The following is a 21,636-nucleotide window of genomic DNA, read 5'->3' on the forward strand; positions in this document are numbered from 1 at the left end:
CGTCCGTCGGTCCGGTTCACAGCTTCCCGCCCCGCCCGCCCGCACGCCGGGGCGGCGCGATGAGCGTCGACAGGTACGGCAGCGGCGTCCCGTCCATCTGCGCCGCCGACCGCACGGACTCCTCCGGCAGTCCCAGCGCGGACCCCCACACCGCGTCCTCGAGCCGACCGGTCTCCCGCAGCACCTCGGCGACCTCACCGGCCTGCCGCCCGAACTTGTACGCGACGACGGTGCCCGGCCCGGCAAGGGCCTCCTTGAGCACGGCGCTCCCGGCGGTGACCGGCACCAGCGTCAACGGCTCGGTCCCCTCGGTCAGCACGGCCCCGGACCGGGCGGCGAGATCCTGCATGGCGGTGATCCCGGGCACGGTCTCGACCACCACCCCCGGCACGAGCTCGCCGACGGTCTGCGCGAGATAGGTGAAGGTCGAGTAGACGTTGGGATCCCCGATGGTCGCGAACGCCACGGAGCCGCGCTCCCGCAGCATCCCGGCGACCCGCTCACCGGCGGCGTCCCAGGCGGCCTCCCGCCGCTCCCTGTCCGTCCGCTCGTTCAGCGCGAACACGACCCGGACGACCTTCTCGGCGGGCACGTAGTGCAGCACGGTCGCCTCGGCCCGCCCCCGCTCACCCGTGTCCATCACGGGTACGACGACGACATCGGCGGCCCGCAGCGCGTTGACCCCCTTGACGGTCACCAGCTCCGGGTCCCCGGGCCCGACGCCCACCCCGATCAGCCTGCTGCTCATGACGTCCGGCACCTCTCCACGAACCGACGGGCGACACCGGGCGCCGACGCCCAGTGGGTGTGCAGATAACTGGCGTGCACGGCGCCTTCGACGAACCCCTCGACCCGGCGCTCGGGCACACGCACCCCCCACGCGGGGAAGGCCCCGGCCCCCGGCTCGACGACCGTCCGGTGGAACTCGTGCCCCCGCATCCGCGTTCCGGCCGTCGCCAGCACGCTGTCACTCACGGCGACCGCATCCCGGTACCCGAGTGTCAACCGCTCCGACATCCGGGCGGAGGCGTCCAGCACGCCGCACATGGGCATCCCGTCCAACTCCCGGCACAGATACAGCAGCCCGGCACACTCGGCGGCCACGGGCGCACCGCTCGCGGCAAGCTCGGCGATCCGCTTCCGCAAGGACTCGTTGGCGGACAGCTCGGAGGCGTACACCTCGGGAAAACCACCCCCGATCACCACCCCGGAGGTCCCCTCGGGCAGTTCCTCGTCCCGCAGAGGATCGAAGGTGACGACGTGGGCACCGGCGGCGGCCAGCAGCTCGGCGTGCTCGGCGTAGGAGAACGTGAACGCGGCCCCGCCGGCCACGGCGACGACTGCCGGCCCGTCCGGCGTGCGAGGACGAGGCCCGCCAGGGCCGACAAGGGGGTCCGGGAACAGCGCCTCACCCGCATCCCAGGCCGCCGCCTCCAGGGACCCCGCACTGCACGCGAGCGCGACAAGCCCTGCGAGGTCACATCCCTCGGCAACCATCGCCCCCATCGCCCGAACGGCGTCAACAGCCGAAGCACGCCGCTCAGCCACCGGCACCAGCCCGAGATGCCGAGCCGGGGTCGCCACCACCGCGTCCCGTCGCAACACCCCCATCACGGGAACCCCGGTCGCCTCCAACGCCTCCCGCAGCAGCAGCTCGTGCCGCTCGGACCCCACCTTGTTGAGAATCACCCCACCGACCCGGACCTCAGGGTCGAAGCTGACGAACCCATGCACCAACGCAGCCACCGACCGAGCCTGCGCCGACGCGTCGACCACCAGCACCACCGGCGCCCGCAGCGCCTTCGCCACCTGTGCGGTGGACGCCAGCTCCCCTTCCCCGGCGGCCCCGTCGAACAGCCCCATCACGCCCTCGACGACGGCGATGTCGCACCCCCGCGCGCCGTGCGCGAACAGCGGAGCCACCAGCTCGGCCCCGCACAGGTACGCGTCGAGGTTCCGCCCCACCCGCCCCGTGGCGAGCGCGTGATATCCGGGATCGATGTAGTCGGGCCCCACCTTGTGCGGTGACACGGCCATCCCGCGCGCGGACAACGCGGCCATCAGCCCCGTGGCGACGGTGGTCTTCCCACTCCCCGACGCGGGCGCCGCGACGACCAGCCGGGGAACGGAGCCGACTGCGGTCCCCGTCACCACTCGATCCCCCTCTGCCCCTTCTGCCCGACGTCCATCGGATGCTTCACCTTGGACATGTCGGTCACCAGGTCCGCGAGACCGACCAGCTCCGCCGGCGCGTTGCGCCCCGTGATCACCACGTGCTGCGTCCCCGGCCGGTCCCGCAGCACGGACACCACCTCGGAGGTGTCCACCCACCCCCAGTGCATGGGGTAGGCGAACTCGTCCAGCACGTACAGCTTGTACGTCTCGGCGGCCAGGTCCCGCTTGACCTGCTCCCAGCCCTCGCGGGCCTTCTCCTCGTTGTCCATCTGCGCGTCGCGCTGCACCCAGGACCAGCCCTCGCCCATCTTGTGCCAGGCGACGGACCCGCCCTCACCGGAGTCCCCGAGCACCCGCAGCGCCCGCTCCTCGCCGACCTTCCACTTCGCCGACTTGACGAACTGGAACACCCCGATCGGCCACCCCTGGTTCCAGGCGCGCAACGCCAGCCCGAAGGCCGCCGTCGACTTGCCCTTGCCGATCCCGGTGTGGACGACGACCAGCGGCCGGTTCCGCCGCTGCCGCGTCGTCAGGCCGTCGTCCGGCACGACACTCGGCTGCCCCTTCGGCACTATGCGGCCCTCCTCTGCACGTCCTTCACCAAGCCGGCGATCGAGTCGGCCCGCAGCTCGTCCAGCGTCACGGCCGTCCCGCCCAGCTCTCCGGCGAGCCGCCCGGCCAGCCCGAGCCGCACCGGCCCCGACTCGCAGTCCACGACCACGGAGGCGATGCCCTCCGCCGCGAACAGCCGCGCCGCTCGCGACGCCAGCGCGACCGGCTCCGGACCACCCGTCGCCCGCCCGTCCGTCACCACCACGACCAGGGCCCGCCGCGCGGGGTCCCGCAGCCGCTCCACGCGCAGCACGTCGTGCGCCTTGAGCAGCCCCGCCGCCAGCGGGGTGCGCCCCCCGGTCGGCAGCGACTCCAGCCGGGCCGCCGCCGCGTCCACCGACGAGGTGGGCGGCAGGGCGACATCGGCGGCCGACCCCCGGAAGGTCACGAGCCCCACCTTGTCCCGGCGTTGGTAGGCGTCGAGCAGCAGCGACAGCACGGCGCCCTTCACGGCGCTCATCCGCTGCCGCGCGGCCATGGACCCGGAGGCGTCCACGACGAACAGCACGAGGTTGCCCTCACGGCCCTCCCTGGCCGCCTGCCGCAGATCGTCCCGGCGCACGACGAGACCGTGCCCGGACCGCCCCCGCGCCCGCTGGTGGGGAGCGGCCGCCTGGACGGTCGCCGCGAGATGCAGCTTGGTCAGGGCGCCCCGAGGGCGGCGCGCACCGGTCGTCCGCCCGTGCTCGGTCCGGGCCCGCGACCGCCGCCCGGCGGCCCCCTCGCCGATGCCGGGGACGCTCAGCACCTTGGTGCGGAAGGGCTCGGCGGCCCGCACGGGGGACTGCTCCCCGGCCCCGCCGGGCGCGGGCTCGCCCTCGCCCTCCCCGGGCGGTGCGGCGGCGCCGTCGCCCGCCGGCCCCTCGTCCGGCCCGGGCTGTCCACCGCCCCCACCCGGACCACCGCCGTCCCCGTCCGGATCGGGGTCGTCGTCCCCGGAGAACTCCTCCAGCGTCTCGTCCAGCTTGTCCTCGTCCAGCCCCGGCGCGTCGAAGGGGTTGCGTCGCCGACGGTGCGGCAGCGCGAGCAGCGCGGCCTGCCGCACGTCCTCCGCGAGCACCTCCGTCCGCCCGGCCCACGCCGCCAGCGCGGTCGCCGTACGCGCCATCACGATGTCGGCCCGCATTCCGTCCACCTCGAACGCGGCACAGGTCGCCGCGATCTGCCGCAGCGCACCGTCCCCCAGCCGCACCGACGGCAGCAGCTCCCGCGCCGCGACGATCCGCCGCCGTACGGCGGCCTCCTCGTCGGCCCACCGGGCGGCGAACCCGGCGGGATCGTCGTCGTACGCCAGCCGCCGCCTGACCACCTCGACCCGCTGGTCCGGCTCCCGGGAGGCGGAGACCTCGACGGTCAGCCCGAACCGGTCCAGCAACTGCGGCCGCAGTTCGCCCTCTTCCGGATTCATGGTGCCGACCAGCAGGAACCGCGCCGCGTGCCGCACGGACACGCCCTCGCGCTCCACGTACGAGGCGCCCATCGCCGCCGCGTCGAGCAGCAGGTCGACCAGATGGTCGTGGAGGAGGTTGACCTCGTCGACGTACAGGATGCCCCGGTGCGCGGCGGCCAGCAGCCCCGGCTCGTACGCCTTCACGCCCTCCGCCAGCGCCCGCTCGATGTCGAGCGCGCCGACCAGCCGGTCCTCGGAGGCGCCGACCGGCAACTCCACCATCCGCGCGGGACGGGACGCACCGATGCCCACGCCCTCGTGCGGCCCGTCGGGGCACCCCGGGTCGGGCGCGGCCGGGTCGCAGGAGAACCGGCACCCCGGCACCACCGCGACCCCGGGCAGCAGTGAGGTCAGCGCCCGCACGGCGGTGCTCTTCGCCGTGCCCTTCTCGCCGCGCACCAGCACACCGCCGACGGACGGCGACACCGCGTTCAGCAGCAGCGCGAGCCGCAGGTCGTCCTGGCCCACGACGGCCGTGAAAGGAAAGGGGGTGGTCACTGGTCGTCGCCCTCCGAGTCGCCTTCGAGGTCGCCCTCGAGTTCCAGGTAGGTGGCGCGCAGCCGCTCCAGCGTGTCGGCGTCCGGCTCCGCCCACAGCCCGCGGTCCGCCGCCTCCAGCAGCCGTTCCGTGATGCCGCGCAGCGCCCAGGGGTTGGACTTCTTCATGAAGTCGCGGTTCTCCGGCGAGAACACGTACTCCGCGCTGAGCTTCTCGTACATCCAGTCGTCCACGACCCCGGCGGTGGCGTCGTACCCGAACAGGTAGTCCACGGTGGCCGCCATCTCGAAGGCGCCCTTGTAGCCGTGCCGGCGCATCGCGGCCATCCAGCGCGGGTTCACCACCCGCGCCCGGAACACCCGGTGCGTCTCCTCGCCCAGCGTGCGCGTCTTCACCTGGTCCGGGGTCGCCGAGTCGCCGACGTACGCCTCCGGGCTCGCGCCCGTCAGGTGCCGGACCATGGCGACCATGCCGCCGTGGTACTGGAAGTAGTCGTCCGCGTCGACGAGGTCGTGCTCGCGTGTGTCCACGTTCTTCGCGGCGACCGCGATCCGCCGGAACGCCGTCTCCATGTCGCCGCGCGCCGCCCGCCCGTCGAGTCCGCGCCCGTAGGCGTAGCCGCCCCAGACCGCGTACACCTCGGCGAGGTCGGCGTCGGAGCGCCAGTTCCGGGCGTCGATCAGCGGCAGCAGCCCCGCCCCGTACGCCCCCGGCTTGGAGCCGAAGATGCGCGCGGTGGCCCGCCGCCGGTCGCCGTGCTCGGCGGTGTCCTCGTCGGCGTGCGCCTTGACGAAGTTCCGCGACGCGGGCTCGTCCAGCTCGGCCACCGCCCGGACCGCGTCGTCGATCAGCCCCACCACGTGCGGGAAGGCGTCCCGGAAGAAGCCGGAGATGCGGACCGTCACGTCGATGCGGGGCCGGCCCAGCTCCTCCAGCGGTACGACCTCGAAGCCGGTCACGCGCCGCGACGCGTCGTCCCACACCGGTCGGCACCCGAGCAGCGCCAGGATCTCCGCGATGTCGTCGCCCTGGGTGCGCATCGCGGAGGTGCCCCAGACCGTCAGGCCGACGGACTCCGGGTACGCGCCCGTGTCCCGCAGGTACCTCTGCACCAGCGAGTCCGCCAGCGACTGCCCGACCTCCCAGCTCAGCCGCGAGGGAATGGCCTTGGGGTCGACCGAGTAGAAGTTCCGGCCGGTCGGCAGGACGTTGACCAGTCCACGCGTCGGCGATCCCGACGGGCCCGCCGGGACGTACCCGCCGTCCAGCGCCCGCAAGATGTGCCCGATCTCGTCGGTCGTCCGTTCCAGCCGGGGTACGACCTCCTCGCACGCGAACCGCAACACGGCCACCGCGTCCGGAAGTTCGCTGCCCAGCACCTCCCGCACCAGGCCCGGCACCGCGTCCGCCGCCCAGCCGCGCTCCTCCATGCCCTCCGCGAGCCGCCGGCACAGCTGCTCCAGCAGGTCGATCGCGTCGGCGGCCGTACGGGAGGGGCCGTCGACCAGGTCCGTCAGCTCCACCGGCGCCTTCACCGGTGCGCCCGGCCCGGCCAGCAGCTCCTTCTCCACCAGCCCGAAGTGCGCGGCGAGGCAGGCCCGCAGCCCCGGCAGCGCGTTGGCCCGCCCGCCCCACACCTGCGAGGCGCGCAGCACCGCCAGCACCAGGTTCACGCGCGGCTCGCCGACCGGCCCGCCGCCGAGGATGTGCAGGCCGTCACGGATCTGCACGTCCTTGATCTCGCACAGGTAGCCGTCGATGTGCATGACGAACTCGTCGAACGCGTCGTCGTCCGGCTGGTCGTCGACGTGCAGGTCGTGGTGCAGCTCGGCGGCCTTCACCAGCGTCCAGATCTGCGCCCGCACCGCCGGCGCCTTCGCCGGGTCCAGGTCGCTGACCAGCGCGTACTCGTCGAGCAGCTGCTCCAGCTTGGCGAGGTCGCCGTAGGTGTCGGCGCGGGCCATCGGCGGCACCAGGTGGTCGACGACCGTGGCGTGTCCGCGCCGCTTGGCCTGCGTGCCCTCGCCGGGGTCGTTGACGATGAACGGGTAGACCAGCGGCAGGTCGCCCAGCACCGCGTCCGGCGCGCATCCGGCGCTCAGGCCGAGGCCCTTGCCGGGCAGCCACTCCATCGTGCCGTGTTTGCCCATGTGGACGATCGCGTCGGCGCCGAAGCTGTTCTCCAGCCAGCGGTAGGCGGCCAGGTAGTGGTGGGACGGCGGCATGTCGGGGTCGTGGTAGATCGCGATGGGGTTCTCCCCGAAGCCGCGCGGCGGCTGGATCATCACCACGACGTTCCCGAACCTCAGGGACGCCAGCACGATGTCGTCCCCGTCGACGTACAGGGAGCCCGGCGGTTCGCCCCACGCCTCGGTCATCGCGTCCCGCAGCTCCGGGTCGAGCGTCGCGAACCACGCCCGGTAGTCGGCCAGCGGCACCCGCGCGGGCGCGGCGGCCAGCTGGTCCTCCGTGAGCCATTCGACGTCGTGCCCGCCCGCCTCGATCAGCCGGTGGATCAGCTCGTCGCCCTCGGACGGATGCCCCTCGACGGCATACCCGGCGTCCCGCAGCGCGTCCAGCACACGCACCGCCGACGCGGGCGTGTCCAGCCCGACCGCGTTGCCGACGCGCGAGTGCTTCGTCGGGTACGCGGTGAAGACCAGCGCCAGCTTCTTCTCCGCGTTCGGCTTGTGCCGCAGCGCCGCGTGCCGTACGGCGATCCCGGCGACCCGCGCCGCCCGCTCGGGGTCGGCGACGTACACCGGGACGTCGTCCGGTCCCTGCTCCTTGAAGGAGAACGGGACGGTGATCAGCCGGCCGTCGAACTCGGGGATGGCGACCTGCATGGCCGCGTCCATGGGGGAGAGGGCCGCGTCGGACCCCTCCCAGGCGGCGCGCGAGGTCGTGAGGCACAGCCCCTGCAGCACCGGCACGTTCAGCTCGGCGAGCGCGCCGACGTCCCAGGCCTCCTCCTCACCGCCCGCCGACGCCTGCGAGGCGTGACTGCCGCCGGCCGCGAGCACCGTGGCGACCAGCGCGTCCGCCCGGCCCAGCAGCTCGTACAGCTCCGGGTCGGCGCCGCGCAGCGAACCGCAGTACACGGGAAGCGCGTTGGCGCCGCGCGCCTCGATCGCGTCGCACAGGGTGTCCACGAAGGCGGTGTTGCCGCTGAGTTCGTGGGCGCGGTAGAAGAGCACGCCGACCGTCGGACGGCCCGGTACGGCGGGACGCCCGCCGTGGACACCGAACTCCGGCATCCTGCGCGGCTGTTCGAAGCCCTCTCCGGTCAGCAGCACGGTGTCCGACAGGAAGCGCGCCAGTTCGGCGAGGTTGTCCGGGCCCCCCTCGACGAGGTAGCGCAGCGCCTCGGCGACCACGCCCGCCGGGACGCTCGACTCGGCCATCAGCTCCGCGTCGGGCACGCTCTCCCCGCCGAGCAGCACCGTGGGGATGCCGGACGCCTCGAGCGCGGCCAGTCCGTCCTCCCAGGCGCGCTTGCCGCCGAGCAGCCGGACCACGGCCAGGTCGGCGCCGTCCAGCAGCGCGGGCAGTTCCTCCGCGACGTCCACGCGGGTGGGGTTGCCGATGCGGTAGCCGGCGCCGGAGGCCCGGGCCGCCAGCAGGTCCGTGTCGGCGGTCGACAACAACAACACTGTGCTCATGCGGGCGCTCCCGGTGGAATGAAAGGCAGTCCTTGCGGCGCGCCGGACTCGATGAGCCGCCACAGCGCGTCCGTGTCCGCGTGCTGTTCGATCAGGTCGCCGAGCCGGTCGAGCTGCTCCTCGCGGAGCGCGGCGAATGAGGTGTCGGGGGCCGGCACGAAACGGCGTCCCGCGCGCTCGGCGACCACGCGCAGGAACGCCCGCCGGAATCCGTCCGACTCCAGCGCGCCGTGCCAGTGCGTGCCCCATGTGCCGCCGACCCGGCACCCGTCCAGGAAGGCGTCCCCGCCGAGGACGTCGGCGACCCCGTGATGGATCTCGTAGCCCTCCACGAGCTCCCCGAGGGCCTCGCCGACGGGGCGGGCCAGGGTCTTCTCGCGGGCGAACCGCACCCGGACGGGCAGCACGCCGAGCCCGTCCACGTGGCCCGCGCGGCTCTCCACGTCGTCCTCGATGTGCTCGCCGAGCAACTGGAAGCCGCCGCAGATGCCCAGCAGCGGCCTGCCGTCGCGGGCCCGCCGCACCAGCGCCTCCGCCAGCCCACGCTCGCGCAGCCAGCGCAGCGCCTTCACGGTGCCGCGGGTGCCGGGCACGACCACCAGGTCGGCGTCGGCGAGTTCGTCCGGCCGGTCCACGAAGCGGACCACGACGCCCGGTTCGGCGGCCAGCGCGTCCACGTCGGTGAAGTTGGACATCAGCGGCACCGCGCACACCGCGACCCGCAGCACCTCCTCGCCGGCCGGCGCCGCCACCTCGGACTCCCGCACGGCGCCGCGCAGCGACACCCTGAGCCCGTCCTCCTCGTCGATGCCGAGTCCGTGCCGGAACGGCAGCACGCCGTAGGAGCGTCGCCCCGTGAGGCCGTGCAGCATCTCCAGGCCCGGCTCCAGCAGGGAGACGTCCCCGCGGAACTTGTTCACCAGGAACCCGGCGACCAGCTCCTGGTCCTCGGGGGAGAGCAGGGCGACCGTGCCGAAGAAGGAGGCGAAGACGCCGCCCCGGTCGATGTCCCCGACGACCAGCACGGGGAGCCGCGCGCCCCGCGCGATCCCCATGTTCACGATGTCGGTCCGGCGCAGGTTGATCTCCGCGGGGCTCCCGGCGCCCTCGCAGATCACCGCGTCGTACTCGTTCCGCAGCTGCTCCAGGCAGTCGAGGACCGTGCCGAGGAGGCGCTCCTGACGGCCGCCGTGGTAGCCGCGGGCGCTCATCTCGCCGACCGGGCGGCCCATCAGCACCACCTGGCTGGTCCGGTCGCCGCCCGGCTTCAGCAGCACCGGGTTCATCAGCGCCGTCGGCTCCACCCGGCACGCCTGTGCCTGCATGGCCTGGGCGCGGCCGATCTCGGCGCCCTCGCGGGTGACGAACGAGTTCAGCGACATGTTCTGCGCCTTGAACGGCGCGACCTTCACCCCTTGGCGCACCAGCCACCGGCAGATCCCGGCGGTGACCACGCTCTTGCCGGCGTCCGAGGTGGTCCCGGCGACCAGCAGTCCGCCACCGCTCACAGGGCACGTCCCTTCAGCATGCGCCGCGCGGCCACCCCGGCCGCGAGCGCCAGCCAGCCGACGCGCCGCGACAGGCGTACCGCCCGGTCGATGTCGGTGACGGCGACGGGGCGTCCGCCGCCGTTGAGGACGGGCCGGTGCTCGACCCGCCCGCCGTAGGAGAGGGTGCCGCCGAGCCGCACGCCGAGCGCGCCCGCGAAGGACGCCTCCACGGGACCGGCGTTGGGGCTGGGGTGCTTGCCCGCGTCCGCCTGCCAGGCCCGTACCGCCCCGCGCGGGTCCGGACCGCAGAGCGCGGCGAGCACGGCCGTCAGACGCGCGCCCGGCCAGCCGGCGACGTCGTCGAGACGGGCGGACGCCCAGCCGTAACGGCGGTACCGGGGCGACTTGTGACCCACCATCGCGTCCAGGGTGTTGACGGCCCGGAAGCCCACCAGACCCGGCACCCCGGCGAGCGCGCCCCACACCAGGGCGCCCACCACGGCGTCGGAGGTGTTCTCCGCGACGGACTCCACCACGGCGCGGGCGATCCCGTCGGCGTCCAGGGCCTGCGGGTCACGGCCGCACAGGTGCGGCAGCCGCTCCCGGGCGGCCTCGACGTCCCCGGCCTGAAGCGCCTGCCCGACGGCACGCGCCTCCCGGGCCAGCGAGGTCCCGCCGACGACGGCCCAGGTGGCGAGGCCGGTCAGGGCGACGGAAGCGGCGGGGCTGCGGCGTACGGCGCGGGCGGCCAGGCTCCCGAGGGTGACGGCGCCGCCGACGCACACGGCGGTGTGCACGGCACCGCGGCCCCGGTCGTCCCGCCACAGCACCCGCTCCACGGCAGCCGCGGCCCGCCCGAAAGCGGCGACCGGGTGACCGCGGCGGGGATCGCCGAGCAGCAGGTCGCCGAGGAGGCCGGCGGCGGCGCCGTACGCGAACACGCGATCGGCACCCATGGGTTCAGCCGGTGACGGATCCGGAGGTTACGGCCCCGAAGGGGGGTGGGGTGTCGCTGGTCGACCTCGGCAGGCTGCCGCGCATGGCGATATGTCCTCACTCAGGGTGTCCGCGCCCTGGTTCGACGAGACCGGCGGCGAGAGTTCCTGGCTCCCGGGGCTCACACCCCGGTGACAGTGGCGGGACCGCGCCGGATTCGCACCGGCTTCCTCTCCTGTCGCCGTATTGGCGGAGGCAGTCCACCATGCCTCTGGAAGGGCCGTCAACTTGCCGTTGACCTGCGGGGCTGAAGTGTGCCGAGGCCCACAGAGGGGCTCACGTGGGTGAACGCCGTGAGCGGCCCGTGGCCGCGCGCGAACGTCCGGCGTGGGTCGACATGGGTGGGGACACGGCGACGGGCGGGACGGGAGCCGCTGCTCCCGTCCCGCCCGCTCACGCGTGCGGCCGGTGGTCAGGCCATGATCAGATAGATGCCGTAGCCCACGGCCGCCGCGCACGCGGCGAAGCAGGCGTAGGCGCCGGTGACCGCGAGGGCCGCGGTCCGGCCCTCGGCGGACGCCCGCTCGCGGCGGGACAGACCGGAGATGCCGAGGGTGAACAGGGCCACCAGGGCCACGGTGACCACGAGGCTGACGCCGAACACGGAGCCGAGGGCCGCCCAGTCGATCTTCATGCTGCTTCTTCCTTCGTGCCGGACGCGGTCAGACGGTCGAGGCGGCCGACGGGGCCTGCGGGTCGGCGGCGGCCGGGGCCGGGATGGTGGCCGAGAGGTCCTCGGAGGGGCCGGCCGGCGGCGGGGTCACGGCGGCGATCGCCTGGGTGACCACACCGGGGGGCTCCTCGGCGGGGGCCTCGGGGGTGCCGTGGTCGTTGACGTTGGTGTGGTCGACGACCTCGCGCCGGGAGATCTTCCAGATGGCCGCGCTGGACGCGACCAGGAAGACGGCCACGACGGCGGTGCCCCAGCTGCCGAAGCCGCACACCCACTCGGCGATCGCCGCGACCAGGGCGGCGGCCGGCAGGGTCAGGCCCCAGGCGACGAACATCCGGGTGGCCGTGGACCAGCGGACCACGCCGCCCTTGCGGCCGAGGCCGGCGCCCATGACGGAACCCGACACGGAGTGCGTCGTGGAGAGCGAGAAGCCCAGGTGCGAGGAGGCCAGGATGACCGTCGCGGCGCTGGTCTGGGCGGCGAAGCCCTGCTGCGGCTGGAGGTCGGTCAGGCCCTTGCCCATGGTGCGGATGATGCGCCAGCCGCCCAGGTAGGTGCCGAGGGCGATGGCGATGCCCGCGGAGAGGATGACCCACATCGGCGGGTCGGAGTCGGGGGCGACGGCGCCGCCGGCGACCAGGGCGAGGGTGATGATGCCCATCGTCTTCTGGGCGTCGTTGGTGCCGTGGGCCAGGGACACCAGGCCGGCCGAGGCGATCTGGCCGGCGCGGTAGCCCTTCTCGGAGGCCTTGGTGTCGGCGTTGCGGCCCATGCGGTACGTGAGCCGGGTCGCGAACATCGCGGCGACGCCGGCCACCAGCGGGGCGGCGATCGCGGGGATCAGGACCTTGGTGACCAGCACGTCGCCGTGGACCGCGCCGAAGCCGGCGGAGGCGACCGTGGCGCCGATCAGACCGCCCATGAGGGCGTGCGAGGAACTGGACGGCAGGCCGACCAGCCAGGTGAGGAGATTCCAGAGGATCGCACCGACCAACGCGGCGAAGATGACCTCGGGACGGATGCCGGCCTCGTCGACGAGGCCCTTGGAGATCGTGTTGGCGACCTCCACCGAGAGAAAAGCGCCGACAAGGTTCAGCACGGCGGACATGGCCACCGCGACCTTGGGCTTGAGCGCGCCGGTCGAAATGGTCGTTGCCATCGCGTTGGCGGTGTCGTGGAAACCGTTCGTGAAATCGAACGCGAGTGCGGTTACCACCACAATCGCGAGGATCAGCGAGAAGCTTTCCATTTACCCAGGCAATCGTTCGAGGTCATTGGCTGGTCGAACGTAGGTAACCAGAGTGAACGGAAGATGAACTGGAACCGGCATCACGGTGACCGTAAGAGGGGGTGGGCCCTCCGCCGTCCGGCCCAGACGGCCTGCGCCACTGGCAGGATCTCCACATGGCCGAACAGCACGGGACCGGACAGGAAGCGGAGGGCGCCGAGCGTGGCGTCACGGGCACGCGCGGTGAGGGCTCCGCGGAGCTGGGCGAGGGGGTGGCGGAGGCCTGGGCGGAGCTGGTCGACACGGCCCGCCGGACCGTCGCCGACGGCCTGGTCGTCGGCACCTCGGGCAACGTCTCCGTACGGGTCGGCGACACCGTCCTGGTGACGCCCTCGGGCGTCCCGTACGACCGGCTCACCCCGGCCGACGTGACCGGGGTGGACCTCACGGGCCGGCAGGTGCTCGGCGCGCTGGTCCCGACCAGCGAGCTGCCCCTCCACCTGGGCGTCTACCGCACCACCGACGCGCGCGCCGTCGTCCACACGCACGCCGTGCACGCCACCGCCGTCTCCACGCTCGTCGACGAGCTCCCGGCGATCCACTACATGACCGCGGCCCTCGGCGGCCCCGTCCGCGTGGCCCGCTACGCCACCTACGGCACACCGGAACTGGCCGAGAACACCCTGCGCGCCCTCGACGGCCGCACCGGCTGCCTGATGCGCAACCACGGCACCCTCACCCACGGCGCGGGCCTCGCCCAGGCGTACGACCGCACCGCCCAGCTGGAATGGATGTGCCGCGTCTGGCTCACGGCCTCATCGGTACCGGGAATGACCCCGGCCCTGCTCAGCCGTGAGCAGCTCGCGGAGGCGGGGGAGCGGTTGCGGGGGTATGGGCAACGGGGGTGAGGCGTTGACGGGGAGCCGGGCCGGAGCGCCGCGTCCTTGGTGTTCCGTGACGCCATGTCGACAAACCGGTTTGCCGCTCCGTCGGCTCCCGGCGTCCGCCGGCCGGACGGAGTGGCGTACCCCTGTCGGCCGTCGAGTCCCGGGTGTCATGACCGGCCCGGCGGGAACCCCTTCCGCTGACGCGGCCGTGAGGCCGACCGCGTCCGGGCGGGTTTCCGGTCACATGTCCACTGGCCGGGTCCGCGTCCGGACCCGACACTGGGAGGCGTGCGCACTGTGACTGCGACGGCAGCAGCCGTCACCGCCGTGATAGGGGCCGGCGCCGCCGCGGTGGCCGTCGGCCGGTTCGCCAGCGACGCCGCCCTGAGGATTCCCTCGGGCCGGCCCCTGCCCACCGAGCCCGGCCTCACCGTCCACGCCACCGCCGCCGGCCAGGTCACCCTCACGCGTGACCTCGCCGCGCTGCGGCCCGGTCGCTACGGCCTCGTCGGCGAGCGCTTCCACGCGGTCGTGGGACCCGTCCTGGCCGGTGCGACCCACTCCGCCGACACCGTCGTACGCCGCCTCGAACGCGTCACCTACGGGACGCCCGAACCCGGCGACCGGGCCCGCTTCACCCCGAACGTCCACGTCGGCGACCCCGCCACCGCGCTCGGCGTCGACCACACCGTCCTCGACGTTCCGGGCGAACTCGGGCCGCTGCCCGCGTGGTTCGTGCCCGGAGACCGGGACACCTGGGTGATCGCCGTGCACGGTCTCGGCACCACCCGCGAGCACGTCCTCAACGTCCTCGACGCCCTCCGCCGCCACCAGTTCCCCGTGCTCGTCCCCGCCTACCGGGGCGACCCGGAGGCGCCCCGCTCCCCGGACGGGCTCAACCACCTCGGCGAGACCGAGTGGCGCGACCTCGACGCCGTGCTGCGGCACGCGGTCGACTCCGGCGCCCGCAAAGTGGTCCTCTACGGCTTCTCCACCGGCGCGACCATGGCGCTGCGCGCCGCCGCCCGCTCGGAACTGCGCGAACGCGTCGCCGGACTGCTCCTGGACTCCCCGGTGCTCGACTGGGAGTCCACCCTGCGCGCCCTCGCCGGCGCCCGCCGCACCCCCGGCGTGCTCCTGCCGCTGGCCGTCCGCGCCGCCCAGGGCCGCACCGGCCTGTACGGCGACCACCGGCCCGGCGCGGTGCGCCTGGACGGCATCTCGATCCCGACGCAGATCTTCCACGGCCCCGACGACACGGTGGCCCCCTGGCGGTTCTCCCGCCGTCTCGCCGCCGCCCACCCCAACACGGTCACCCTGCAGACCGTCAGGGGCGCCCCGCACGCCGCGATGTGGAATGCCGACCCGGCCACGTACGAGGAGTCGCTGCGAAGGTTCCTCGTCCCGCTGATGTGAGCCGGCGTCCCGTGCGGCGGCCCACCCTGACGAGCCCCTCCGAAGGGCGCCGCAGCGGGCGGTGCGGGAGATTCCGTTTAGGGCCGGACCATTGGCTTGATCGGGTCCCTCCGGCACCGTCCGGGCCGGGACGGCGAGGGCCACCGAGGCGTCCCTCGGCATTCCGTTTGGGTTTTCGCACCGTCAACCGGAAGACTGCACCCGTGACGTCCCGTATCCCGCGCGACTCCAGGCTTCGACTCGTCCGCCCGCGACCCCTGGCCGCCGCCCCCGCCGCGATCGAGCAGCGGCGTGTGCGCCGCCCCGCGCCACGCCCCCCGGAGGGCACACCCGCACCGGCCGAGCTGGCCGGAATGGCCCGCTCCGTCCTGGCCGCGGCCGCCCGCGTGGCCCGCTGGGCCGACCGCGCCCTCGGCCCCGGCGGCGACAGCGCCACCGCCGACGGCAAGGCCACCCTGTCGGACGCGACCGCCCGCCGGGCCGCCGAGGCCCTCGGCCTGACCGTCGATCAGGTCCGTGCCGACTGGGACACCGCCCGGCTGGCCGGCCTCATCGAGGTGCACGGCGACAGTGCCCGCCCCGGCTGGCGGCTGCGCGCCTGGGACCGCGACGACAGCGCCGTGCTGCGGGGCTGGGTCGCCCTCTGCGACGCGTGGTCGCTCGCCTGCCCCGAACCCGAGGACTACGAGCCCGCCGCCGTCGCCGAGGTCGTGACGGCCATGCCGCAGGTGCTGTCCTTCCTGCAGCTGTCCGCCGGGCCGGTGCCCGTGCCCCAGCTGCTCGACCTGCTGGAGCAGCGCGTCACCGAACTGCGCACGGAGCGCTGCGAGGTGGACTACGGACCGCGGCCCGACGCGCCCGGCATCCCCGCCGTCGCCCCGGAGCCCCGCCCCGCGCCCGCCGCGGACGCCCCGCTGCAGCCGCTCCTCGACTGGGCGCTGCGCGCCCTCGCCTCCGTCGGCGCGCTCACCTACGGCGAAGGCCAGGCCACCCTCACGCCGCTCGGCAGTTGGGCGGTGTGGGTCAAGCTGGAGCAGATCTGCGTCGCCGCGCAGAGCCCGGCGGGCAACATCGAGCAGGGCGCGGAGGACATGCTGCGCGGGTGCGCGCGGCTCCGTCCGGCCGCGGCCCGCGCCGAGTACCGCGCCTGGCTCGCCGCCCGGCCGGTCGGCAGCGCCGTCACCGAGCTGATCGCCGCCGCGCGAGGGGAGGACGCCCTGCTGCGGGGCCTCGCCTTCGAGGCGCTGCGGGTGGTCGGCGGCCCCGCCGAGCCGGAGGTGCGCGCCGCCCTCGACGAGCCCGCGCTGCGGCCGTACGCCCTGCTGTGGCTCGCCGAGCACGACGGAATGGACCCCGAGGACGCGCACGAGGTGCTCACGCGGGAGGAGGCGACGTGGCTGTGGGTGGACACGGCGGCGGCGGTCGCGGACCACGGTGAGGCGCCGCTGCTGCTCCGTCACCTGGAGACGGCGGTCCAGCCGACGGTGCCGGCGCTCCTGGACGAGGTCCGCGCGGTGGGGCACCCGCGCACGGTCCAGGTCCTGGTCGCCCTGGCAGCGGCCCACCCGGACCCGGCCTTCGCGAAGGCGGTCCGAAGAGCGGCGTTCCAGGTCCACAAGGGCGGCTGACCCACGCCACGGCGGGGGACGGTGCGGCGCCGCGGGGGTACCGGGTGGGATCAACGGCACCCCGCAGGACGCGGCGGATACGACACGGGCCCAGGTGCCGCACCGGCCACCGTCGGATCAGGCCCCCGCCTCCGGCGCGTACGTGCCGAAGCTCCACACGTTGCCCTCCAGGTCCCGGGCCATGTAGTCCCGCGACCCGTAGTCCTGGTCGGTCGGCGGCATCAGCACCTCCACCCCCTGGTCCACCGCCCGCCGGTGATGCGCATCGACGTCGTCCACCACGACGTACACCCCCGCCGGCCCCGCCCCCTTCATCGCCCTGTCGAACACACCCCCACGCCCCTTGGACCCCAGCATCACCACCCCGTTCCCCTGGGCCAGTTCGGCGTGCTCCACCGTGCCGTCCTCCCCCTCGTACACCGACACCTCCGTGAAGCCGAGCCCCTCCGTCAGCTGACGGATCGCCGCCTTCGCGTCCGCGTACAGCAGGGTCGGGACGACGCCCGGCCGGGAGCTGCCACTGCCTGTACCTGCCATGACGATCACTTCCTCGTGTCCGAAGTGCACCGAGATGTCTCATCACGGGTCAGTGTGACACCCGCCACCGGCAACCGCCGGGAGCGGTCCGCGGGCGGAAAAGCGCTTGCACCGCCCCGTTAGAATGGCTCGCATGGCCATTCTCCTCGCGCATTAGACGGCGGGAACGCCCTCAGCCGCCCACCGCCCTCCACACCTGCCCTGGAGTCTGTCCGTGATCTCCGCCTCCGGCATCGAGCTGCGCGCCGGTGCCCGCATCCTCATCGAAAGCGCCACCTTCCGCGTCGCCAAGGGCGACCGCATCGGCCTGGTCGGCCGTAACGGCGCGGGGAAGACCACCCTCACCAAGGTCCTCGCCGGCCAGGGCATGCCCGCCGCCGGCACGGTCACCCGCTCCGGCGAGGTCGGCTACCTGCCCCAGGACCCCCGCACCGGCGACCTCGACGTCCTCGCCCGCGACCGCATCCTGTCCGCCCGGGGCCTCGACGTACTGATCCGCAAGATGCGCGAGAACGAGCAGCGCATCGCGGTCGGCCAGGGCGCCACCCGCGAGAAGGCGCTGAAGCAGTACGAGCGCCAGGAGACCGAGTTCCTCACCAAGGGCGGGTACGCCGCCGAGGCCGAGGCCGCGACGATCGCCGCCGCGCTCAACCTCCCCGACCGGGTGCTCGGCCAGCCCCTGCACACCCTCTCCGGCGGTCAGCGCCGCCGCGTGGAGCTCGCCCGCATCCTGTTCTCCGACGCGGACACCCTGCTCCTCGACGAGCCGACGAACCACCTCGACGCCGACTCGATCGTCTGGCTGCGGGACTACCTGAAGACCTACCGCGGCGGCTTCATCGTGATCTCCCACGACGTCGACCTGGTCGAGACGGTCGTCAACAAGGTGTTCTACCTGGACGCCAACCGCGCCACGATCGACGTCTACAACATGGGCTGGAAGCTCTACCAGCAGCAGCGCGAGGCCGACGAGAAGCGCCGCCGCCGCGAGCGGCAGAACGCCGAGAAGAAGGCCGCCGCGCTCAACGCCCAGGCCGACAAGATGCGTGCCAAGGCGACGAAGACGGTCGCCGCGCAGAACATGGCCCGCCGTGCGGAGAAACTGCTCGCCGGTCTGGAGGAGGCGCGCCAGTCCGACAAGGTCGCCAAGCTGCGCTTCCCCGAGCCCGCGCCCTGCGGCAAGACCCCGCTGATGGCGGAGGGCCTGTCGAAGTCGTACGGCTCGCTGGAGATCTTCACCGACGTCGATCTGGCGATCGACAAGGGCTCCCGGGTCGTGATCCTCGGACTGAACGGCGCCGGCAAGACCACCCTGCTGCGGCTCCTCGCGGGGGTCGAGCAGCCCGACACGGGCGCCGTCGTCCCCGGGCACGGCCTCAAGCTCGGCTACTACGCGCAGGAGCACGAGACCCTCGACCCGGACCGCACGGTCCTGGAGAACATGCGCTCGGCCGCGCCGGACCTGGACCTCGTGGAGGTCCGCAAGGTGCTCGGCTCCTTCCTGTTCTCCGGCGACGACGTCGACAAGCCGGCCGGGGTCCTCTCCGGCGGCGAGAAGACCCGTCTCGCGCTGGCGACCCTCGTCGTCTCCTCGGCCAACGTCCTGCTGCTCGACGAGCCCACCAACAACCTCGACCCGGCCAGCCGCGAGGAGATCCTCGGCGCGCTGCGCACCTACAAGGGCGCGGTCGTCCTCGTCACCCACGACGAGGGCGCCGTCGAGGCGCTCCAGCCGGAGCGGATCATTCTGCTGCCCGACGGCGTCGAGGACCTGTGGGGCTCCGACTACGCGGATCTGGTCGCGCTCGCCTGATCGGCAGAGCCCGCCGACCGGGTCAGCGGAGCTTGATCGAATGCGTGATCCACTGCGTATGGATCATTCGGCCCATCGGTGATCCATCAATCGTGTGAGATCTCCTCATCCTGAGGTGTGTCCTACACGGATTTCGCGGCCGGACGCTCGTGGAACGAGGGTCCGGCCGTCGCGTCTTTCTGACCTGCGCATTCCTCGAGAAACCCGTTCGGCGGTCGCGCGGAAGCAGCTTGGAATTCCTCATTCCGGATGTGGGGACACGCTCCCGTCGTCACAAGGTTGTCTTATCGACCTTGCCGAATGGGTGGCCATCGGGCCCGGGAGGGGTGATCATGAGGAGACCAGAGCGCACTTCCCATGAGGAGGCACGGGTGGCCGAGACTCTGAAGAAGGGCAGCCGGGTGACCGGCGCCGCGCGCGACAAGCTCGCGGCAGACCTGAAGAAGAAGTACGACGCCGGTGCGAGCATCCGGGCGTTGGCCGAGGAGACCGGCCGCTCCTACGGATTCGTGCACCGCATGCTGAGCGAGTCGGGCGTCACGCTCCGAGGGCGTGGCGGGGCGACGCGGGGCAAGAAGTCTCCGTCGGCCTGATCCCGGGGCCCCGCAGACCCGACGGTGGCCACCCGGTCGGTCGTCCGGCCGGCCGGGTGGTTACTGTGCAGTCACTTGGATGACCGCACCCATCGGAGGCGCCCCATGGCTTCGTCCCCCCAGGACCTCGGTCCGGTTCTCGACAAGGACGGTGTACGGCTCACCGTCGACGACGCGATCGCCACGGTGACGCTGACCAACCCGGCCAAGCGCAACGCGCAGAGCCCCGCTCTGTGGCGGGCGCTGACCGAGGCGGGTCAATCGCTGCCCGGATCCGTCCGGGTCGTGGTGCTGCGCGGGGAGGGCAAGTCGTTCTCCGCCGGGCTCGACCGGCAGATGCTCTCGCCCGAGGGAATCCCGGGTGAGCCGTCCTTCGTCGACCTGGCGCGCAGTGACGACGCCGCGCTGGACGCCGCCATCGCCGGCTACCAGGACGCGTTCACCTGGTGGCGGCGCAACGACATCGTGTCCATCGCCGCCGTGCAGGGACACGCCATCGGGGCCGGATTCCAGCTGGCCCTCGCCTGTGACCTGCGTGTGGTCGCGGACGACGCGCAGTTCGCCATGCGCGAGACCAGTCTCGGCCTGGTGCCGGACCTGACCGGCACGCACCCCCTCGTCGGCCTCGTCGGCTACGCCCGCGCGCTGGAGATCTGCGCGACCGGACGCTTCGTCACGGCCGAGGAGTCGGTGAACATCGGCCTGGCCAACCTCGCCGTGCCCGGCGCCGAGCTCGACGGGGCGGTGCAGGACCTCGCGGCGGCACTGCTGGCCGCGCCGCGCGACGCCGTCATCGAGACGAAGGCGCTGCTGCGGGGCGCCCAGGGCCGCACCTATGACGAGCAGCGGGGCGCTGAGCGGGCGGCTCAGGCTCGCCGCCTGCGTGATCTGGCCGGCCTCGGCGAGTGAGCGGGTGGCCGTGACCGGCCGTCGGCGCGGAGTCAGTCCAGGTCGGTGACCAGGACGGCCACCGTCGGCCGGTCCGGCAGCGCGGCGGTCACGGCGGCCCGCACGGCCCGTGCCACTTCCAGCGGGCGGAAGCCCGCCGCGACGGCGAGGTGCACGCGCGCATGGCGGCGCGGCAGGGCGTCTCGGGCGGCCGGCGCCCGCTCGCCGAGCCGCACCGGTCGTCCCCACACGCCCGTCAACCGGCTCACCCCGGACACCCCCAGCACCGCGGCGGCGACCCGCTCGGCCTCCGAGCCGCCACCGTCAGCGGCGTCCGCCACTCCCGACGCCTGCGCGTCCGCGGCGCCGGAACCCGGTGCCGCCTCGGGCGACCCCGCCGCTCCGAGGGCGTCCCCCGCGCCGGGCGCCCGCACCGCTTCAGCTCCGGGCGTGTCCGCACCCCGGGGCCAACCTGCCGCCCTGGGCGTGTCCGTGTCGCTGGGTCCGTCCGTCGCCCCGGACGTGTCCGTATCCCCAAGCCTGGCCGCCGCCCCGGGCGTGACCGTCCCTCCGGGCGTGTCCGTCACCCCGGGCCTGTCCGTCGCCCTGGACTCGTGCAGGACCCCAGGCCTCCCCGGCGCCCCCGGCCGTTCCGCTGCCGGCTCCGTGTCCAGGAGCTCAGTGACCCGCAGGTCCACCTCTGTCAGGTCCAGGCCCACCCGTTCGGTCGCGGCGACCGCCAGCGCCGTGCGCAGACGGGACGCCGTCTCCGGGAGCGGCCACGCGGCCGTCGCCGCGAACGTCGCGGTGAGCCGCAGCGGGCCCGGCGGCAGGGCGCTCGGCGGCGCCGGCACGGCCGGCTCGAGGGCCGCGGCGGGGTCGGCGAGCCCGACGCGGACCCCGTCCAGGCGTACCTCCGGCATGTCCCGTTCCGCCGCCCGGCGCAGCGCCGCCCCGACCGCCCGTTCCGTGATCCACGCGCCGTCGCGCGCCGTTCCCAGCGGCAGGATCCTGCCCAGCCCCACCTGTTGCCGCACCATCTGCGTCCACCGGTCCGTGGTCATTCCTCCAGCCTGCCGTATCTCGGGCG

The 21,636-nt window shown here is 73.8% G+C and carries 17 protein-coding genes and 1 riboswitch; of the genes, 6 read left to right on the top strand and 11 right to left on the bottom strand.

Features of this window, described 5'->3' with window-relative positions:
- Positions 1-16: 16 nt before the first annotated feature.
- The 9 genes from cobI to ELQ39_RS25055 all read right to left on the bottom strand — a co-directional run bounded on the left by cobI (position 17) and on the right by ELQ39_RS25055 (position 12,805).
- Positions 17-748 carry a precorrin-2 C(20)-methyltransferase gene (gene cobI / locus ELQ39_RS25015; protein ID WP_190005088.1) on the bottom strand — a complete coding sequence of 244 codons (732 nt, stop codon included), beginning with the start codon at positions 746-748 and terminating at the stop codon, positions 17-19.
- Positions 745-2,151 carry a cobyrinate a,c-diamide synthase gene (locus tag ELQ39_RS25020; RefSeq protein WP_242594076.1) on the bottom strand — a complete coding sequence of 469 codons (1,407 nt, stop codon included), beginning with the start codon at positions 2,149-2,151 and terminating at the stop codon, positions 745-747. Before ELQ39_RS25020 ends, cobI begins: the two co-directional genes overlap by 4 nt.
- Positions 2,148-2,747, bottom strand: coding sequence for a cob(I)yrinic acid a,c-diamide adenosyltransferase (cobO, locus tag ELQ39_RS25025; protein ID WP_190005086.1), 600 nt, complete (start codon positions 2,745-2,747; stop codon positions 2,148-2,150). Before cobO ends, ELQ39_RS25020 begins: the two co-directional genes overlap by 4 nt.
- The gene (locus tag ELQ39_RS25030; RefSeq protein ID WP_242594078.1) at positions 2,747-4,735 is read right to left on the bottom strand and encodes a putative cobaltochelatase; all 1,989 of its coding nucleotides are present in this window, start codon (positions 4,733-4,735) and stop codon (positions 2,747-2,749) included. The genes cobO and ELQ39_RS25030 overlap by 1 nt, the downstream gene beginning before the upstream one ends.
- On the bottom strand, positions 4,732-8,397 hold the full coding sequence (gene cobN, locus ELQ39_RS25035) for a cobaltochelatase subunit CobN (RefSeq protein WP_242594080.1): 3,666 nt from the start codon (positions 8,395-8,397) through the stop codon (positions 4,732-4,734). Before cobN ends, ELQ39_RS25030 begins: the two co-directional genes overlap by 4 nt.
- Positions 8,394-9,905, bottom strand: a complete 1,512-nt coding sequence (locus tag ELQ39_RS25040) for a cobyric acid synthase (RefSeq protein WP_242594082.1) — start codon at positions 9,903-9,905, stop codon at positions 8,394-8,396. Before ELQ39_RS25040 ends, cobN begins: the two co-directional genes overlap by 4 nt.
- A complete protein-coding gene (locus tag ELQ39_RS25045) occupies positions 9,902-10,843 on the bottom strand; it encodes a cobalamin biosynthesis protein (RefSeq protein ID WP_242594084.1) in 942 nt (313 codons plus the stop codon). Before ELQ39_RS25045 ends, ELQ39_RS25040 begins: the two co-directional genes overlap by 4 nt.
- A gap of 141 nt (positions 10,844-10,984) precedes the next feature.
- A riboswitch (cobalamin riboswitch) is annotated at positions 10,985-11,056 on the bottom strand.
- Positions 11,057-11,295: 239 nt separating this feature from the next.
- On the bottom strand, positions 11,296-11,517 hold the full coding sequence (locus tag ELQ39_RS25050; protein ID WP_190005081.1) for a hypothetical protein: 222 nt from the start codon (positions 11,515-11,517) through the stop codon (positions 11,296-11,298).
- Positions 11,518-11,545: 28 nt separating this feature from the next.
- The gene (locus ELQ39_RS25055) at positions 11,546-12,805 is read right to left on the bottom strand and encodes an inorganic phosphate transporter (RefSeq protein ID WP_190005080.1); all 1,260 of its coding nucleotides are present in this window, start codon (positions 12,803-12,805) and stop codon (positions 11,546-11,548) included.
- Between the two features lie 155 nt (positions 12,806-12,960).
- On the opposite strand from ELQ39_RS25055, the gene ELQ39_RS25060 reads away from it, so the two are divergent.
- The 3 genes from ELQ39_RS25060 (at position 12,961) to ELQ39_RS25070 (ending at position 16,715) form a co-directional block, all read left to right on the top strand.
- Positions 12,961-13,692, top strand: a complete 732-nt coding sequence (locus ELQ39_RS25060; RefSeq protein WP_242594086.1) for a class II aldolase/adducin family protein — start codon at positions 12,961-12,963, stop codon at positions 13,690-13,692.
- 267 nt (positions 13,693-13,959) lie between these two features.
- Positions 13,960-15,087, top strand: coding sequence for an alpha/beta hydrolase (locus tag ELQ39_RS25065; protein WP_242594088.1), 1,128 nt, complete (start codon positions 13,960-13,962; stop codon positions 15,085-15,087).
- 353 nt (positions 15,088-15,440) lie between these two features.
- The gene (locus ELQ39_RS25070; protein ID WP_225627417.1) at positions 15,441-16,715 is read left to right on the top strand and encodes a hypothetical protein; all 1,275 of its coding nucleotides are present in this window, start codon (positions 15,441-15,443) and stop codon (positions 16,713-16,715) included.
- A gap of 117 nt (positions 16,716-16,832) precedes the next feature.
- Here ELQ39_RS25070 and ELQ39_RS25075 read toward each other — a convergent pair whose 3' ends face one another.
- Entirely contained in the window at positions 16,833-17,252 is a 420-nt protein-coding gene (locus tag ELQ39_RS25075) for a VOC family protein (protein WP_190005076.1), read from the bottom strand.
- 214 nt (positions 17,253-17,466) lie between these two features.
- Here ELQ39_RS25075 and ELQ39_RS25080 point away from each other — a divergent pair, with 214 nt between their 5' ends.
- From ELQ39_RS25080 to ELQ39_RS25090, 3 genes are all read left to right on the top strand, one after another.
- On the top strand, positions 17,467-19,065 hold the full coding sequence (locus ELQ39_RS25080; RefSeq protein WP_242594090.1) for an ABC-F family ATP-binding cassette domain-containing protein: 1,599 nt from the start codon (positions 17,467-17,469) through the stop codon (positions 19,063-19,065).
- A gap of 371 nt (positions 19,066-19,436) precedes the next feature.
- The gene (locus tag ELQ39_RS25085; RefSeq protein WP_006132657.1) at positions 19,437-19,658 is read left to right on the top strand and encodes a helix-turn-helix domain-containing protein; all 222 of its coding nucleotides are present in this window, start codon (positions 19,437-19,439) and stop codon (positions 19,656-19,658) included.
- A gap of 105 nt (positions 19,659-19,763) precedes the next feature.
- A complete protein-coding gene (locus ELQ39_RS25090; RefSeq protein WP_225644431.1) occupies positions 19,764-20,567 on the top strand; it encodes an enoyl-CoA hydratase/isomerase family protein in 804 nt (267 codons plus the stop codon).
- 32 nt (positions 20,568-20,599) lie between these two features.
- On the opposite strand, the gene ELQ39_RS25095 is transcribed toward ELQ39_RS25090, so the two are convergent.
- Entirely contained in the window at positions 20,600-21,610 is a 1,011-nt protein-coding gene (locus ELQ39_RS25095; RefSeq protein WP_242594093.1) for a hypothetical protein, read from the bottom strand.
- Between the last annotated feature and the right edge of the window lie 26 nt (positions 21,611-21,636).

It is taken from the genome of Streptomyces sp. GB4-14, assembly GCF_022696125.1.
Lineage (GTDB): Bacteria > Actinomycetota > Actinomycetes > Streptomycetales > Streptomycetaceae > Streptomyces > Streptomyces werraensis.

What these genes read in the sequence shown, in the direction of transcription:
- cobI (WP_190005088.1), bottom strand. Translation starts at nt 748, where the DNA reads ATGAGCAGCAGGCTGATCGGGGTGGGCGTCGGGCCCGGGGACCCGGAG.
- cobN (WP_242594080.1), bottom strand. Translation starts at nt 8,397, where the DNA reads ATGAGCACAGTGTTGTTGTTGTCGACCGCCGACACGGACCTGCTGGCG.
- ELQ39_RS25045 (WP_242594084.1), bottom strand. Translation starts at nt 10,843, where the DNA reads ATGGGTGCCGATCGCGTGTTCGCGTACGGCGCCGCCGCCGGCCTCCTC.
- ELQ39_RS25050 (WP_190005081.1), bottom strand. Translation starts at nt 11,517, where the DNA reads ATGAAGATCGACTGGGCGGCCCTCGGCTCCGTGTTCGGCGTCAGCCTC.
- ELQ39_RS25055 (WP_190005080.1), bottom strand. Translation starts at nt 12,805, where the DNA reads ATGGAAAGCTTCTCGCTGATCCTCGCGATTGTGGTGGTAACCGCACTC.
- ELQ39_RS25060 (WP_242594086.1), top strand. Translation starts at nt 12,961, where the DNA reads ATGGCCGAACAGCACGGGACCGGACAGGAAGCGGAGGGCGCCGAGCGT.
- ELQ39_RS25070 (WP_225627417.1), top strand. Translation starts at nt 15,441, where the DNA reads ATGGCCCGCTCCGTCCTGGCCGCGGCCGCCCGCGTGGCCCGCTGGGCC.
- ELQ39_RS25075 (WP_190005076.1), bottom strand. Translation starts at nt 17,252, where the DNA reads ATGGCAGGTACAGGCAGTGGCAGCTCCCGGCCGGGCGTCGTCCCGACC.
- ELQ39_RS25090 (WP_225644431.1), top strand. Translation starts at nt 19,764, where the DNA reads ATGGCTTCGTCCCCCCAGGACCTCGGTCCGGTTCTCGACAAGGACGGT.
- ELQ39_RS25095 (WP_242594093.1), bottom strand. Translation starts at nt 21,610, where the DNA reads ATGACCACGGACCGGTGGACGCAGATGGTGCGGCAACAGGTGGGGCTG.